Annotated in this window: 17 protein-coding genes, 1 tRNA gene and 2 pseudogenes; 12 read left to right on the top strand and 8 right to left on the bottom strand. The window is 42.7% G+C overall.

Annotated elements, in window-relative coordinates:
• Positions 1-30: 30 nt before the first annotated feature.
• The 7 genes from NT010_11515 to mtaB form a co-directional block, all read right to left on the bottom strand.
• Positions 31-1,194, bottom strand: coding sequence for an acyl-CoA dehydrogenase family protein (locus tag NT010_11515; GenBank protein ID MCX5806672.1), 1,164 nt, complete (start codon positions 1,192-1,194; stop codon positions 31-33).
• Positions 1,179-2,204, bottom strand: a complete 1,026-nt coding sequence (plsX, locus tag NT010_11520; GenBank protein ID MCX5806673.1) for a phosphate acyltransferase PlsX — start codon at positions 2,202-2,204, stop codon at positions 1,179-1,181. Before plsX ends, NT010_11515 begins: the two co-directional genes overlap by 16 nt.
• A 9-nt stretch (positions 2,205-2,213) precedes the next feature.
• A complete protein-coding gene (gene rpmF / locus NT010_11525) occupies positions 2,214-2,396 on the bottom strand; it encodes a 50S ribosomal protein L32 (GenBank protein MCX5806674.1) in 183 nt (60 codons plus the stop codon).
• Positions 2,335-2,922, bottom strand: coding sequence for a DUF177 domain-containing protein (locus NT010_11530; protein ID MCX5806675.1), 588 nt, complete (start codon positions 2,920-2,922; stop codon positions 2,335-2,337). The genes rpmF and NT010_11530 overlap by 62 nt, the downstream gene beginning before the upstream one ends.
• A gap of 58 nt (positions 2,923-2,980) precedes the next feature.
• Positions 2,981-3,253: a DUF167 domain-containing protein gene (locus NT010_11535; GenBank protein MCX5806676.1), complete on the bottom strand. Its 273-nt coding sequence runs from the start codon at positions 3,251-3,253 to the stop codon at positions 2,981-2,983.
• Between the two features lie 189 nt (positions 3,254-3,442).
• Complete coding sequence (locus NT010_11540; GenBank protein ID MCX5806677.1) at positions 3,443-3,742, bottom strand: YggT family protein; 300 nt, start codon at positions 3,740-3,742, stop codon at positions 3,443-3,445.
• A 40-nt stretch (positions 3,743-3,782) separates the two neighbouring features.
• On the bottom strand, positions 3,783-5,051 hold the full coding sequence (gene mtaB, locus NT010_11545; GenBank protein ID MCX5806678.1) for a tRNA (N(6)-L-threonylcarbamoyladenosine(37)-C(2))-methylthiotransferase MtaB: 1,269 nt from the start codon (positions 5,049-5,051) through the stop codon (positions 3,783-3,785).
• Positions 5,052-5,568: 517 nt separating this feature from the next.
• Between mtaB and NT010_11550 the strand changes: the two are divergent.
• From NT010_11550 to NT010_11580, 7 genes and pseudogenes are all read left to right on the top strand, one after another.
• Positions 5,569-5,806 (top strand): annotated as a pseudogene (locus NT010_11550) (hypothetical protein).
• A 2-nt stretch (positions 5,807-5,808) separates the two neighbouring features.
• On the top strand, positions 5,809-6,015 hold the full coding sequence (locus NT010_11555; protein ID MCX5806679.1) for a DUF2283 domain-containing protein: 207 nt from the start codon (positions 5,809-5,811) through the stop codon (positions 6,013-6,015).
• 111 nt (positions 6,016-6,126) lie between these two features.
• Positions 6,127-6,397 (top strand): annotated as a pseudogene (locus tag NT010_11560) (type II toxin-antitoxin system HicA family toxin).
• Complete coding sequence (locus tag NT010_11565) at positions 6,387-6,599, top strand: type II toxin-antitoxin system HicB family antitoxin (protein MCX5806680.1); 213 nt, start codon at positions 6,387-6,389, stop codon at positions 6,597-6,599. Before NT010_11560 ends, NT010_11565 begins: the two are co-directional and overlap by 11 nt.
• Before the next feature lie 480 nt (positions 6,600-7,079).
• Positions 7,080-7,712 (top strand): DUF2148 domain-containing protein, encoded by a 633-nt coding sequence (locus tag NT010_11570; GenBank protein MCX5806681.1) that lies wholly within the window; start codon positions 7,080-7,082, stop codon positions 7,710-7,712.
• A 223-nt stretch (positions 7,713-7,935) separates the two neighbouring features.
• Positions 7,936-8,175, top strand: coding sequence for a hypothetical protein (locus tag NT010_11575; protein ID MCX5806682.1), 240 nt, complete (start codon positions 7,936-7,938; stop codon positions 8,173-8,175).
• A 612-nt stretch (positions 8,176-8,787) separates the two neighbouring features.
• Positions 8,788-8,976, top strand: coding sequence for a hypothetical protein (locus NT010_11580; protein ID MCX5806683.1), 189 nt, complete (start codon positions 8,788-8,790; stop codon positions 8,974-8,976).
• Between the two features lie 164 nt (positions 8,977-9,140).
• Here NT010_11580 and NT010_11585 read toward each other — a convergent pair whose 3' ends face one another.
• Complete coding sequence (locus NT010_11585; GenBank protein ID MCX5806684.1) at positions 9,141-9,884, bottom strand: radical SAM protein; 744 nt, start codon at positions 9,882-9,884, stop codon at positions 9,141-9,143.
• 110 nt (positions 9,885-9,994) lie between these two features.
• On the opposite strand from NT010_11585, the gene NT010_11590 reads away from it, so the two are divergent.
• The 5 genes from NT010_11590 to NT010_11610 all read left to right on the top strand — a co-directional run.
• A tRNA-Leu gene (locus NT010_11590) sits at positions 9,995-10,079 on the top strand.
• A 348-nt stretch (positions 10,080-10,427) separates the two neighbouring features.
• Positions 10,428-11,261, top strand: coding sequence for a response regulator (locus NT010_11595; protein MCX5806685.1), 834 nt, complete (start codon positions 10,428-10,430; stop codon positions 11,259-11,261).
• 799 nt (positions 11,262-12,060) lie between these two features.
• Positions 12,061-13,071, top strand: coding sequence for a response regulator (locus NT010_11600; GenBank protein ID MCX5806686.1), 1,011 nt, complete (start codon positions 12,061-12,063; stop codon positions 13,069-13,071).
• 152 nt (positions 13,072-13,223) lie between these two features.
• On the top strand, positions 13,224-13,739 hold the full coding sequence (gene nuoE / locus NT010_11605) for an NADH-quinone oxidoreductase subunit NuoE (GenBank protein MCX5806687.1): 516 nt from the start codon (positions 13,224-13,226) through the stop codon (positions 13,737-13,739).
• A gap of 19 nt (positions 13,740-13,758) precedes the next feature.
• Positions 13,759-15,130: NADH-quinone oxidoreductase subunit F (locus NT010_11610; protein ID MCX5806688.1), on the top strand; the 1,372-nt coding region annotated here is incomplete at its 3' end.

The following is a 15,130-nucleotide window of genomic DNA, read 5'->3' on the forward strand; positions in this document are numbered from 1 at the left end:
AACATTCAAAACTTAAAACTCAACACTGCTTTATCTCTTCTTTCTCGATGCCGCCTCTTTCACAAGCTCAAGGGCAATTACATTCCTCTGGATCTGGTTTGCCCCTTCATATATCTGAAGTATTTTTGCATCTCTCATCATCTTTTCAACCGGGTATTCTTTCATGTACCCGTATCCTCCAAAGATCTGAATGGCATCAACAGTTACCTTCATCGCTACGTCACTCGGAAAGACCTTGGCCATAGCCGAAACTTTTGAAAAATCCTTCGGGTTGCTGTCTATATATCGCGCAACAGCATATATAAGGGCGCGGGCAGCTTCGACCTGCATAGCCATGTCGGCAAGCATATGTTGCAAAGCCTGGAACGTGATGATCTTTCTTTCAAATTGTTCCCTCTCTCTGGCATAATGAACCGCTTCATCAAGGGCGCCCTGCGCAACCCCGACGGCCTGTGCGCCGATACCAGGCCTTGTCCTGTCGAATGTCTTCATAGCGAGAATAAAACCCATCCCCTCTCTACCTATAACATTTTCTTTAGGAACTTTGCAATCCTGAAATACAAGCTCTCTTGTCGCAGAAGCCCTTATGCCAAGCTTCTTCTCTTTTTTGCCGAAGGAAAAACCTTCCATACCCTTCTCAAGAATAAAACCTGTTGCACCCCTGCCGCCCTTGCTTCTGTCGGTCATTGCAATAACACTGTATATTTCAGCTTCACCGCCGTTTGTTATCCATTGTTTTGTCCCATTCAGGATGTATTCATCCCCTACTTTTTTCGCCTCAGTTCTGATTCCCTGGGCATCACTCCCTGCATTAGCTTCTGTCAGGGCAAAGGCGCCGAGCCTATTACCGCTTGATATTTCCGGCAGATATTTCTTCTTCTGTGCCTCAGAACCGCCGAGCAGGATCGGATATGCGCCAAGAAGGCTTGCTGCATAGCTTACCGAAATGCCAAGACAACCCTTACTCAACTCTTCAACAACAATACAGTTTTCAAAAACTCCCCCTCCTGTCCCGCCATATTCCTCAGGGATATTTACACCAAAAAGACCGGTTTCAGCACATGCCTTCATCACAGTCCAGGGAAATTCCTCCTTTTCGTCAAGCTCTGCCCTTACAGGGATTATTTTATCTTCAGTAATTCTTCGAGCCAATGCCTGAATCTGCCTCTGATCTTCCGTTAAAAAATAATCCATTTCTTCTTCTCCTTTTTCTTCTGAAGTGATTGGTGGCTCTGCATTGTCTCTTTTATAAATTCGTTCAGATTTTTTTCAACGAATCCTTTTGCTAAGGCTATTGCGTTTTTTATCGCTTTACCATTGGATTTTCCGTGGCATATGATACATACGCCGTCAACCCCCAGAAGGGGTGCGCCGCCTGTTTCAGAATAATCGATCTTCTTGGCAATTTCCTTAAACACATCTTTAATAAAAAGATAGCCTATCTTACGCAGTAATTTTTTTTCAATACCCTCTTTAAGTAATACCATTAAAGCATCAGCTACTCCCTCGCTTACCTTCAATGCTACGTTTCCAACAAAACCGTCGCTTACCACAACATCGGTACTGCCGTCATGCACATTCGTACCTTCTACATATCCGACATAATTAAGCCCCAGTTTTTCTAACATGGCGTGTGCTTCTCTTGTTAATTCGTTTCCTTTTGTCTCTTCTTCGGCGTTGCTCAGGATACCGACTTTCGGAGCCTTTATACCCAGGGCACACTTTGCAAAAACATCTCCCATCAGGGCAAATTGAACAAGGTTTATAGGCTTGCAATCAACGTTACCACCCGAATCGATAAGGATTGTTGACCCTCCCTTTGCATTCGGATTCAGCGTTGCTATCGCCGGCCTGTCCACAGATGCCAGCCTTCCCAGGGTAAAAATAGCAAAGGCCATTGCTGCTCCGGAATTACCTGCTGTAACGACAGCCTGAACCTTCCCGGATTTCATCAGCTCAAAGGCCCTGTTAATGGAAGAATCTTTCTTTCTTCTCAAGGCATTTGAAGGGGATTCATCCATCTCGACACAGGTCGGTGTATGAACAATCTCAATGCCTTCAGGGTTTCTTATCAGCGGTTTTATAGCATTTTCATCACCAAGAAGAATGATATCCGCTATCTTTTCACTGCAAGCAAGCTCCACCCCTTCAACTACGGCACGGGGTGCGAAGTCTCCTCCCATTCCGTCAACCGCTATCTTTATCATAACTGTTTATGCTTCTTTGACCTTTAAAAACTGTTTACCCCTGTAAAATCCGCACTTAGGGCATACAATGTGCGGTAATTTAGGTTCTTTACAGTTCGGACAAAGCCCAACATTAACAGCCGTTAATTTATAATGTGTTCTTCGTTTGTCCCTTTTTGACTGAGAAGTTTTTCTTTTTGGAACTGCCATAATTATCTCCTTGGCGCGCTAAAAAAGCGTTTAATTTTTCCTCCAGCAACTTATTTGCAACTTTATTACAATGACACTCTTCAATATTATTGTTCTTTCCGCATACAGGACATAGTCCCCTGCAATCTTCTCTGCAAAGGGGTTTGATAGGTATGCTCAGTAACACCTCTTCATATATCAACGGATTTATGTCTATCTCGTCGCCTTCATAATAATAGACTTCCAGATCTTCCTCGGCAAGCTCAAGCTCTGTGTCCGGTACAGAGATTTTTTTTTGAAGCCCCACATCGAGAAAGGTCTGTATTATAAAAGGAAATACATCCGTACACCTGCCGCACATAAGGGAAAGGGAACAGCCGATAGAACCTTCCAGCCTCACATTGTTTTCAAACTTCCGGACAACCAATTCATAATCAACAGGAGCAAGAAAAGAAAACTCATTTTCTATCGTTCCTTTTAGCTGTGAGCCATCTATCTTTCCTTTTAATACAGCTCCATCTTCTATCTCTGAAAGCCTTATAAACATATCTCCCTTCTTTTGAGTGTGATAATATAATTGGTTTATCCTTTAATTGTCAAGGAAATTAACCCGTTGTAACTGTTGTGGTTTTGCCTGCTACTTTTTCTATCATTGCTTCATCAACAGGTATTGAAACAAGTTTTTTCTTGTCCTTATCTCCCCTTATTATCTTAATTTCAGATTTTTTCACACCAAAAATATCTGACAGATAACCGACAAGTTCCTCATTCGCTTTACCTTCAACGGGCAGTGATATGAGCTTCACCTTCAAGCCTGCCCCTTCCCGAACAAACCCCCTCTTTTTTGCATTGGTTATAACTTTTATTTCAATATTCACGGCATCTTTCCTGTATTATCTCTGCTCCGCACTTTGTTGAATCTGTTCTTTGCATCGTTTTATTTCATTATTGTTCAGTTTTCCTGATTTAAAAAACCTTAATTGTTCCCATGCGATCTATTACAATAATATTACTTTTGCCCTCTTCCGTCCCATAAATAGTTGCCAACCGGGGTTTCAGGATGGCAACTATTTCATCCTCATGCCCATATCGAAAAGGGTTGATACAAGGAACTTTTGAATAAAAATAACAGCCAACATTAATATAAAGGGCGCCACATCAACCATGCCAATCCTTGTAGGAATGATCTTTGAGATTCTGTACGTCAGAGGATCTACAAGCATACAGATAGTTTTGACAATAGGGTTAGAGGGGTCAGGTCTTATCCATGACAGGATAGCTCGTGCAAAGATTACCCAGAAATACAGATCAAGCAAAAGATTTAATACATAAGCAATGCCTGAAAACAGATTGCCGAAAACAAACATAATATCCTCCCGGATAAATAAGGCGCAAATTTTTCACTGCCTACTTCTTCACTTCTCCAAGCAGCAGATTTTCCTTAATTTCTTTTATTTTAACCATTACCAGCTTATTTTCAAGATTTTTCTGATATGGAATATATACAGGCATATAGTTATCGGTATAGCCCCTCATGTATACCCCTTTATAGAGCTTGCCTTCCGGTATAATGATCTGTTCTGTGCCAATAAACTGCCGATAAAAAACCAGTCTTTTTTCAGCGTCAAGCATCTTTAACCTGCGCACCCTTTGCTTTTTTAGTGATTCAGGGATGCTTCCTGCTATTGAAAAAGCTGCTGTTCCTTTCCGGGCTGCAAATGGAAAGACATGGAGATAATATATCGGCAATGATTCAAGGAACCGGTACGTCTCTTCAAATAACCCTTCATCTTCTCCGGGAAACCCTGCTATTACATCCATACCGATGCCGACACCTTTTATCCTGTTTTGGATATTATCAATGATATCCATCATATAGGCACTATTATACCGTCGCCCCATCTTTTCAAGTATTGCATCAGACCCGCTTTGGAGCGGGATATGGAGGCTTTTTGTAATCTTTTTAGAACCGGCTATAATTTCAATAAATTCTCCATCAATATAAAGGGGATCAATGGAGCTTATCCGTATCCGGTCAGGTGTTTCGCTTGTTTCAAGGAGCGTTATCAAATTCTTTAAATCCGTATTTGACGCCGAATCCCTGTAAGAGGCTATCTCTATACCGGTGAGAACAACCTCTTTTATCCCTTTTTCCTTCAGTGCGCCAAGGGTCTCCAGAATCTCCGCTGCCGGTTTACTTCTCGGCTTCCCTCTTGCAAAGGGGACCACGCAATAGCTGCAAAATTTGTCGCAGCCGTCCTGAATCTTGAGAAAAAACCTGGTTTTACCAATGGGCAATGTGTCAACAATACATGCTTCCAGGGAAAACAGCGCCCTCTCCGACACAAAAACACCTTTTTTATCGAGGAAATCAACGATACGGAACTTTTCAGCCTGACCCAGGATAAGGTCAGCACCAAATGAGCGCTCAGGGTAGACCTGTCCGTGACAACCGGCAATGATGATTTTTGCCTTATCATTCTCCCTGCGGCTCCGGTTTATAAATCTCCTGATATCCCTTTCTGCCCCGTCTGTTAATGTGCAGGCATCAATGATAATAATATCGGCATGAGACATGGGGGATCGTGCCAATCCGGCGTTTTCAAGATTACTGGAAATTACATAAGAATCCCATTGGTTTGCCTTACAGCCGGTGGTATGGATGAAAAAGTTCATGTATAACGTTTGTCCTTTATCATATTTATTGTTCATGTGAACAACAATAAGGTGTAACTATATCATCCAGTTCAATTAAAGGTCAATTGAAAGAAATTATCTATTGCAATCAGATAGTTAGGCTGAAACAGGTCAAGAGAGCTTTTTGGGGCGTTTTTCATGCATCGCATAACGTGGTTATAGATCATGGTTGTCTCTACATTCTTATGACCGTGTACTCCTGCACTTTGCCTGATTTAAACAGGAGTGTCTGAAATTCGCTCAGCAAGCCGGCTCCTTTTGATTAAAACTGAGCAATTACTGCATATCTTCTACTGTAAACCATAGCTATTATTTTTTGTATCTATGTAATTTTATGTGTATTATCTTTCAATGTCTAATTATTTACTTTGTTGACAACTTTCATGGCAAATACTAATATTTCGCAAATTACTGCTTGCAGTAGATTACTTGTTATGCATGACGATCTTATGAACAAAAAGTTACAATTATATTCAGAACATGGTAAGATTAAACCATGAAATGCACCCAATACTTCCTAGTTCGTAAGACACCGCCCTGACAGGGAAGGTATCAAGGAAGGGTGGATACTTGACACCATTAGTAATCCTTCAAAGATTGTAAGACAGTCTGATGGGCAAATAAGAAAGTGGAAATATATTGAGGAAGCGGGAAAATATCTGAGAGTTATTCTGTTGGAAGACGGAGAGACAGTTCATAACACCTTTTTCGACAGAGGCTATAAGGAGGAGTAACCATGAAAATCCGCTATTTTGCAGACACAGACACGGCACTCATTGAGTTTTCAAATGAATCCATTCTGGAAACAAAAGAAATATCGGAAAATCTTTATATTGATCTGGACGGCAGAGGCAATCTTGTCAGCATGACCATTGAACATGCAAAGGAGAAAGCCAACATTCCAGAAGTTTCTTATCTGCAAATGGAAAAAATTGTTGCATAACATATCATTGAAGCCAATCATCAACAAAGAACGTTGCCTATGGCTCAATTCCACGTTATGCAGATAAAAATTGACATGAAAGCATAAAGAATTTAAAATAGTTAGCATATTATGGGTAGTTTTGAAAAATTGCTGTTTAAAATTCTATCCGGCACATCCGATGCCAATATATCCTTTGTAGATACCTGTATGTAATTTGCTTAAGAAGTTCGGTTTTGAAGAACAGATTAGAGGAGATCATCATATTTTCACAAAGGGTAACATTGAAGAAATATTGAATCTACAACCAAAAGGACCAAAAACAAAACCGTATCAAACAAAACAGGTTCGTAACCTTATAGTCCGCTATAAGTTTACTCTGGAGGAAAGCAATGACAAATAAATATGAAATAATAATTTATTGGAGCCAGGAAGACCGGTCATTTATTGCTGAAGTTCCAGAGTTACCTGGTTGTATGGCAGACGGAAAAACCTATAAAGAAGCACTTTCAAACATTGAAATCATCATAAATGAGTGGATAGATACCGCTATGGAATTAAAACGTCCAATTCCACAACCCAAGGGAAGATTAATGTATGCATAACAAGTCAATTCAGCGCATCCGCATAGCGTCGCGCTGAATTTTTAGTTGGAACATAAAGATGATAAACAGTCATAAATCTTCAAAAATGAGATTTTGCTGACATTGTGTCAGCAACATAACGGAAACAGTTTCCGTTGAAATTAATCTTTACCGCAGAGCCAATACAGGCTTTGTTTTGGACAATTAAGTAATTTTTTCGTTCACTGTGAACGAAAGCATAGAATCCATTTTATAAATGTCTTTTATGGAGTACAGTAAAGTAAAAAAAAATTCATAGAAATGTTGGGTTTTCATAGTACTGAAAGTTGAGATAAGAATAAAGACAAAAAACAGATAGAAGCTATAATAAAACAAAAACATGGAAAGACCGATAGAAGCAAAAGAGTTCCAAGGAATCGCTGGAGCCAATCGGCGGAAAAAGGCACTCCGCCTCTGGCTCAATTTTTCGTTATGGAAAAAAAAATTAGGAGTAATTTATATATGGATAGCCTGGAAAAATCAGGGTTAGAAATTGTTGCCAAATTAATGTCAATATCTGCTAGAACTGCGCCGAAATCCGGCGGTATTGACCATATTCACATAATGATTGCGCATCCCAATAAACAAAAATCTATCGCTGCCATGATGATAAAAATTGGAGAAGAAATTTATCAAAAACTACCAAATCAAAAGCTTGGAAATGCAATAAAAGAAGATTGGGAAAGTGATGCAAAAACTATAATAGAATCCGGCCTTTTGGTACTAATAGGGGTTGAGGGTAGAAAAGCAATAGGCCTGAATTGTGGGGGATGTGGATTTTCTACATGTTCAGAAATGTTAAAGCATCCTCGGATTTCCTTAACAGAAAATAGCCTCCCTGGTCCTTATTGTATTTTTAAAGTAATGGATTTTAGTATTGCGTCAGCATCAGCAGTTAAAACTGCGATGGAACACAATGTTGATAACCGTATGATGCATAAAGCAGGAGTTGCTGCATTAAAATTAGGTATTTTAAATCCATGTGATTTAATAATGGGGATACCACTATCAGCGACAGGAAAAAATATTTATTTTGATAGAGCCGATAAGCTCGACGCTTGGAAGATAATCAAACCAAATAATAAAAAGCCATAATCTGGCAATCCAGCCGACGGCTTACAGCTACGGCTGATTTTGCAGTTAGAAGTTGGAGATGTAATGAAAATCAGTGGGGTTGTTGCATATATTCAAGATACGGAAAATGATAAAATCACTCTTACTTATGATAATGTATCTTCGGATAATCAATTACCAATAAGCCAGCGTTGCGAAGATCTCTTTACAAAAAATTCTTAGTAAGATGGCACGGGAGGCAGCTATGGATGTTCGAGACATGAAAGGCAATCCGGGAATCTGGGAAAAATTGTTGTGGGAAGATCTGAGTAGCAAAGAAAAAGAACTCTGGACCCTTCTCGGGTGGCAACAAGATAAATGGGATAGGAACGAAGCACCAGCAAGTGCCGATAAAGATTGGAAGGACTTGAACTATCAAGAACAAAGCGCCGCGATGAACCTTGGATTTACTGAGGATATCTGGAATAATTTTGATGATGAATAACGATGACAGGGGGTTTGCTAAGCCGGGCATTCAACCACATATTGCAAAGAACGGTCAATTATTCTTTTCAATAATCAAGCGAGTTTAAGATTGAAGAACAAGACGATCGTAATCGATAAGCGGTTCCAGGGACCTCCGACATCCGGCAACGGAGGCTACGTTTGCGGGCTTCTTTCGCAGTTCGTTGATGGCCCCGCTGCCACCGTTCGACTCCTGCTGCCGCCACCGCTCGATACCGAGTTGGAGGTTCGAGAAACAGAAGGGGGTGTCGTTCTGCTCAACGGCGGCATCGTTCTCGCCGAGGCACGACCCACAGAGGTTGTGATCGAACCGCCTGCTTGCCCGAGCTACGAAGAGGCGGTAGCGGCATCGTGCCGCTACCGGGGACTCACGTCACACTGGTTCCCCTCCTGCTTTGTATGCGGTCCGGACCGTGATCCGGGTGATGGTCTTCGTGTATTTCCAGGACCCGTCAAAGGGGGAAAACTGGTCGCCTGCCCCTGGATTCCAGATGCGTCCGTCGCCTCAGCAGGGGGTTCTGTATCTGCCGAGTTCTTGTGGGCCGTACTTGATTGCCCGGGAGCTTTCACCTTTACCCAGCCTGCAGGTGAAGTGATTCTCCTCGGAGAAATCCAAGCGGAACTCCTTGGAGACGTGTCCGTAGGTGAGCGTTGTGTGCTTGTCGCATGGCATATTGCCAGTCATGGCCGTAAACACCACACTGCCACAGCCCTTTTCGGCGAGTCCGGGGCATGTCGCGCTCTCGGTCTAGCGACTTTCCTTACGGTTCCCGTCTGGTAATCGAGGCACTCACTTGCCTATTATTCAGCTTTTTGACAACTATTGAAACTTCTTTTTCCTCGATGTTGCGGAAATCAGTTATGGCAAATTGCCGACACTATGTCAGCCGATTCATAAATAGCCACAAAACCAATATTGGCGATATTTCCTGTATGGGTTGTTTCTCAATACAGCTTTTGGCAGGGTATGCCTGTCTTCTTGAATGCGGTGCTCAATTCCTCCCCTTTTTCCTGGAAGAAATCCTCTTTCATAGCCCATTCCACTCCATATTTTTTGTAAGTCCGGTCGGCATAATGATAATTGTATCTGTCGATCAAAACATGGTCTACTTTATCCTTGAGCATTTCAACAAGTTCCCAGCCCCGGGGAAGCATAGGCGCAATCATGACAAAAGTTCTGATCCCCGCTGCATGAAGAATGCCCAATGCCTCAATACGTTTTTCTATTGGCGGAGCACCTGGTTCGAAGATCTTACGTACTTTTTCGTCGGCAGTGGTTATGGTAAATCCTACCTCAGCATTCTCTGATATCTTCAATATATCCATGTCCCTCAGAACCAGAGGAGATTTTGTCTGGATTGTAACCTGCCAGCCTCCTTCCACGAGGATTTCAAGACACCTTCTGGTAAGCATATACTTTTCTTCCACATATTGATAAGGATCGCAGACCCCGCTTATCCAGACAATTCCTTTTTTCTTTTTTCTCAATTCCCGAATCAGAAGTTCGGCAGCGTTCATCTTCATGTCTACGAATTCTCCCCATTCTTCACGGTGTCCCGTAAATCTCTTCATAAACTTTGCATAACAGTAGATACAGCCGTGGCCGCATCCCACATAGGGATTCACGGCGTAGTCGTAAATCTGTGATTTGGAAAGAATAGTCTTTGCCTTGATCTCTTTGACGATCACAGCTTATTATACAGCAGAAACAGCATGGAGGGAAGAAGTGTAATGAAATTGAAGCAGGAACGGTTATTATTGTTGACAATAAAAGCATTTCCTATTATAAGAATTAGGATGCCCGGGTGGCGGAATAGGTAGACGCAAGGGACTTAAAATCCCTCGGTCCTTGCGGCTGTACGAGTTCGATTCTCGTCCCGGGCATTCTCTTAGACCACACGCCCGCTCCGAGTGAAACCGTGCTCGTCCCGGGCATTAATAATATTCAATAGTTATAACTGACTTCCCATTACCTTCCTTTTGATTCGCGAATAGTATCCTGTTTTCGTAAACAAACTATACGTATATTTATTTTACAGCTGAAACATGCCGTAATTTAAGCAAGTTAATCAAATATAGCTCGACAGTGTAAAGAGTAAAGAATTTTAACAGTATCATAACATCCCTACATTATTGCTTTTTCTGCATGTTATCCTCTTTTCCTTAACACAGGACCGAAAGCTGAATGCACCTTATATATTACAACTTACTGTTAATACAAGCTATTTATCAATGGCACAAACTTTGCTTTTAAAAGGTATGAGCATGAAAAACCATCCAGAAAGGAGACAGACAATGGAAAAAAAGGTATTGGTAGTCGATGACGAGGGTTCTTTACGGCGGATGGTTGCTTTTGGATTAATGCAGCGTGGTTACGACGCAGAGCTCTGCGAAAACGGTATGAAGGGATTGCAGGCTCTCGAAACATATAAAAAGAGGAATATACCACTCGATTTTGCTATCGTCGATGTCCGGTTGCCTGATATTGATGGCCTGAAGCTCCTGAAGGCAATCAAGTTTAGCTACCCTGACGTTCCGGTCGTAATCATTACCGGTGCCGGAACGGAGCGGATAGCAGAAGAGGCGAAAAATGCAGACGGATATCTGGAAAAACCCTTCCATATGGATGATCTCGCCAAGCTTCTTGAGGAGATACCGAAGGCAAAGGCACAAAACGCTGTTGCGCCTCAGCCACTGCCCAGCCACCCATACAGCGCCTATGTACTGGTGACCCTCGACCCAACGGCAAACCTGATGGACGTCTACCGGAAGGTCAATTTAGCTCAAAACATGGTCTACTGTGATGCGGTCAAAGGGGAGGACCTGATGCTTCTGGTCCAGGCAGAAAGCCCCGAGAAGGTAGCGGCCATTATCGACGAGCAGGTGAAAACTGTCCCCGGAGTGGCGGAGGTGGCAACACTTAATGTTAACACTCCTATTGTTGCCAATAACGTGGCTGATATTATCGCTACAGTGGACAAGGCTCTCGGGCCGGACAAATCACACCTGAAAAACCGCTTTGTATTAAGTCTTCTCGAATTCTTCGATTTTCTGCATACGAGATGAAGGCATACCGGAGCGTGGCGGGGCAGAATGGCTACGACTCTGAGTTGCACCTCTTATTGAAGAAAACGACGTTTTACAGAACAACGTACTACCCCCCCCTGGAAAGCGGTCATTTTTCTGAAGGCTGCTGCTGACTAGCGTGTTGTCAGGCTGTTTTCTGTCAGCTGCATTGTATGCAGGGTGACTGAATACCATTTATAATCTGGTATGTCCTCGATAATAAACTCCCCCTATCAAACATGACACCTTTCTAACTTACTTAATGTTCTCCTGTGTTCCCTTGGCGATTTAATTTTCAATCCCTTATGGGGATGATATTCTTTATAATCCCCAAACCGGAAAGGGGGTTGTTCCATTACCGTTCGTACATCTTATATATATCATTTTATCTGTATGTAATCCCGTTCCAAGGCTTGATCAGCTTGATGTGCAAGGACAGGCCAACCTAATACCGGGTCGGGTACCAACTATGGTACCATCTTTCAATCTGAACAATATCACTGTACACAATCGGTACGTTAATTAATTTAACACCAGTAATCCATTGATAATAATAGGTTTATTGAGCCATGAGAGAGAAGTGATAACTGTAATATTAATTAACAGTGGCTAACAACATGCTATTATTAGCTTTATTGAATATTATGTAATTTATTTATCAGTGGCAACGGGGTCTGCAATATCCATTAAAGTCTAACCTATTGAAATATAAGGCATGTGAATAATGGTACATTTATTGCTTTAGAATATAGTTATGATGGAACATAACCTGAATACTTTAAAGAAAGGAGAACATACAATGGAAAGAAACGTATTGTTGATCGACGATGAAGCATCTTTGAGAAGACATGTGTCGATGGGATTAATGCAGAAAGGGTATCATACCGAGCCCTGCGAGAATGGAATGAAGGCATTACAAACACTGGAGACGTTGAAAAAGAGGAATGTCCCCCTTGATTGTGCAATTGTTGATGTCAGGCTCCCTGATATTGATGGGTTGAAGCTCCTGAAGGTGATTAAGTTCAATTATCCCCAGCTTCCTTTAATTGTTATAACCGGATACGGAACCCAAACAATAGCCGATGCAGTAAAGACAGAACATGTGGCTGCCTATCTGGAAAAACCCTTCACCATGGAAGACCTGACCGAAGCTCTTGAGACAATACCACAGGAAGCCCAGGAAGCCGAGGTTACAAAGCCAGTTCCAATAGAACGTCCGTCTACAGCACAGTTTATGACAGCCTATGCAATGGTTACTCTTGATACATCTGCGAATCTGATGAAAGTGTACCGCCAGCTCTACTTTCATGAAAACGTCCTTTACTGCGACGCTATCAGGGGCGATTACGATCTGATCCTCCTGCTGCATGCCGATACCCTGGAGGCAATTGATAACATAATGGAGAATGAAATTAAGACTATTGCAGGCGTGGCGGATACATCGCTTCTCTTCGTGGAGACACCCATATTCGAGGAAAATGTCCATTCCATAATTGGTTCAGTTGACAAGGCATTGGGCCGTGATAAAGGTGAAAGTGAGGTCGATGCAAACCAGACGGCTCGAATCAGGGCATCTTCTTATGTAACCCTCGAGATCGAGAAAGAGAAGCTTGAGGCTATTTACCCGGCTCTCTATTTCAACGATCAAGTAGTTAATTGTGACTGTACAAGAGGAAAATATGATATTATGTTGCTGATGAAGGGTAGCAGCTTTAGTGAGATCGGCAACACTATAAAGAATAAATTCAAATCACTTGACGGTGTGTTGCGGATCAAGGAATGGCCTATAATTACCCTCTTTGAGACGTAATACCTGATAGTAACTATTCAGTGCTACTTGACCCTGGTGACCCCGGCCCTCTCCGCGGGATACCGGGGTTTGGCTGTTAAGGGCTTCAGCTTCCATATTGCCGAACCCATGCAAAACATGCAGGAGAGAATACATTATGAGGGAGATTATTTATGCTACAGAATGAAACCATGAAACAAGAAGAATATGGCGCAAGCAAGTTCTCCAATTTCAAGATTGAGTTATGGAAGTATCAGGGCGAATTGGGCGCACTTATCCCGCTTCTTCAATCTGCCCAGGAGACATACGGGTATATACCTGAATCGGCGATTGATTACATAAGTGAGATAGTAGGCATACCTTCAGCCGACATTTACGGAGTAATTACTTTTTATGCACAGTTCCGGTTAAAACCGCAGGGAAAAAACATTATCAAGGTTTGTGACGGGACTGCATGTCACGTGAATTCCTCCACCGCTATTATCAGGACTCTTGAGAATGAGTTGCAAATAACGAATGATGAGACAACAGAAGACGGCCTTTTTACGTTGCAGAAGGTTGCCTGCCTTGGCTGTTGCTCCCTTTCACCGGTTATTATGGTTAATAGTGAGACATATGGGCTCCTTACTCCGAAAAAGGTCCAGGAGATCCTAAAGGAGTATAAAGAAAACGGCAAGGGAGAACACTGACATGAACGAGGAGAAGAGGATGAAAACAATCAAAGTGGGGCTTGGAACCTGCGGTGTATCAGCAGGCGCTGAAAAGACCTATGAGGCAATAAAGCTTGAGGTAGAGAGAAAGAACATCCAGGCTGTTTTGAAAGAGACGGGATGCAACGGTATGTGCTACCGTGAACCGCTTGTTGAGGTTATTGATGAGGATAATCACTCTTTCATATATGGTGAGGTCACGCCGGAGAAGGCAAAAAGGATCATGGACGAACACGTCCTGGGGAACAAACCTGTTCATGAATGGGTTGTACGGAATTCAGGACCGACTGATGATGACTCTTTTTTTCAGAAACAGCGGCGCATCGTGCTTCGGAACTGTGGGATTATCGACCCTAATTCTATTGAAGAGTATATAGCTGCAGGAGGTTATCAGGCAATCCAGAAGATATTGAAAGAACATACGCCTGAAGATGTAATAGACATGATAACCAAATCCGGGTTGCGTGGAAGAGGCGGCGGCGGATTTTTAACCGGTGTAAAATGGGGCTTCTGCCGGCAGGCTGAAGGAAACCATAAGTACATTATCTGTAACGCAGACGAAGGTGATCCCGGCGCATTCATGGATCGGTCCACTCTGGAAAGCGATCCCCATGCCGTATTAGAGGGGATGATGATTGGAGCTTATGCCATCGGGGCCGAAGATGGGTATGTTTATGTCCGTGCCGAATATCCTAAGGCTGTCCAGCGCTTGAAAGATTCTATCAGGAATCTCCTGGCAAAGGGATTTCTCGGAAAAAATATTTTCGGCTCGAATGTAAATTTTTTCATAAAGATCAAAGAGGGCGCCGGTGCATTTGTATGCGGTGAGGAGACAGCCCTTATTGCTTCAATAGAAGGCAAGCGGGGTATGCCGCGTTTCAGACCCCCATTTCCTGCCAATAAAGGGTTATGGGACAATCCTACCAATATCAATAATGTTGAGACTTTTGCCAACGTTCCCTGGATCATTATGAATGGACCGGAAGCTTTTTCCTCTATGGGAACAGAAAACAGCAAGGGCACCAAGGTATTTGCCTTGTCGGGTAAGATCAAGCGCGGCGGGTTAGCGGAAGTGCCTATGGGTATCACTATAAATGAGATTATTTACGACATCGGCGGCGGCATAAAAGAAGACAAAAAGTTTAAGGCAGTGCAGATGGGAGGCCCCTCGGGCGGTTCTATTCCAGCTTCCATGGGTGATCTCCAGATCGATTACCAGCAGATCAACAAGACAGGGGCCATTATGGGATCCGGCGGTCTTGTGGTCATGGACGAAACTACATGCATGGTGGATATGGCCAAGTTCTTCCTCCGGTTCACACAGGACGAATCCTGTGGAAAGTGCACCTTTTGCCGCATAGGCACAAAAC

Source organism: Pseudomonadota bacterium (genome assembly GCA_026388275.1).
GTDB lineage: Bacteria > Desulfobacterota > Syntrophorhabdia > Syntrophorhabdales > Syntrophorhabdaceae > JAPLKB01.

Bases quoted from the DNA above. Each gene is read 5' to 3' on its own strand.
- NT010_11515 (MCX5806672.1), bottom strand. From the start codon at position 1,194: ATGGATTATTTTTTAACGGAAGATCAGAGGCAGATTCAGGCATTGGCT.
- rpmF (MCX5806674.1), bottom strand. From the start codon at position 2,396: ATGGCAGTTCCAAAAAGAAAAACTTCTCAGTCAAAAAGGGACAAACGA.
- NT010_11530 (MCX5806675.1), bottom strand. From the start codon at position 2,922: ATGTTTATAAGGCTTTCAGAGATAGAAGATGGAGCTGTATTAAAAGGA.
- NT010_11540 (MCX5806677.1), bottom strand. From the start codon at position 3,742: ATGTTTGTTTTCGGCAATCTGTTTTCAGGCATTGCTTATGTATTAAAT.
- mtaB (MCX5806678.1), bottom strand. From the start codon at position 5,051: ATGAACTTTTTCATCCATACCACCGGCTGTAAGGCAAACCAATGGGAT.
- NT010_11555 (MCX5806679.1), top strand. From the start codon at position 5,809: ATGAAAATCCGCTATTTTGCAGACACAGACACGGCACTCATTGAGTTT.
- NT010_11565 (MCX5806680.1), top strand. From the start codon at position 6,387: ATGACAAATAAATATGAAATAATAATTTATTGGAGCCAGGAAGACCGG.
- NT010_11570 (MCX5806681.1), top strand. From the start codon at position 7,080: ATGGATAGCCTGGAAAAATCAGGGTTAGAAATTGTTGCCAAATTAATG.
- NT010_11575 (MCX5806682.1), top strand. From the start codon at position 7,936: ATGGATGTTCGAGACATGAAAGGCAATCCGGGAATCTGGGAAAAATTG.
- NT010_11595 (MCX5806685.1), top strand. From the start codon at position 10,428: ATGGCACAAACTTTGCTTTTAAAAGGTATGAGCATGAAAAACCATCCA.
- NT010_11600 (MCX5806686.1), top strand. From the start codon at position 12,061: ATGGAAAGAAACGTATTGTTGATCGACGATGAAGCATCTTTGAGAAGA.
- nuoE (MCX5806687.1), top strand. From the start codon at position 13,224: ATGCTACAGAATGAAACCATGAAACAAGAAGAATATGGCGCAAGCAAG.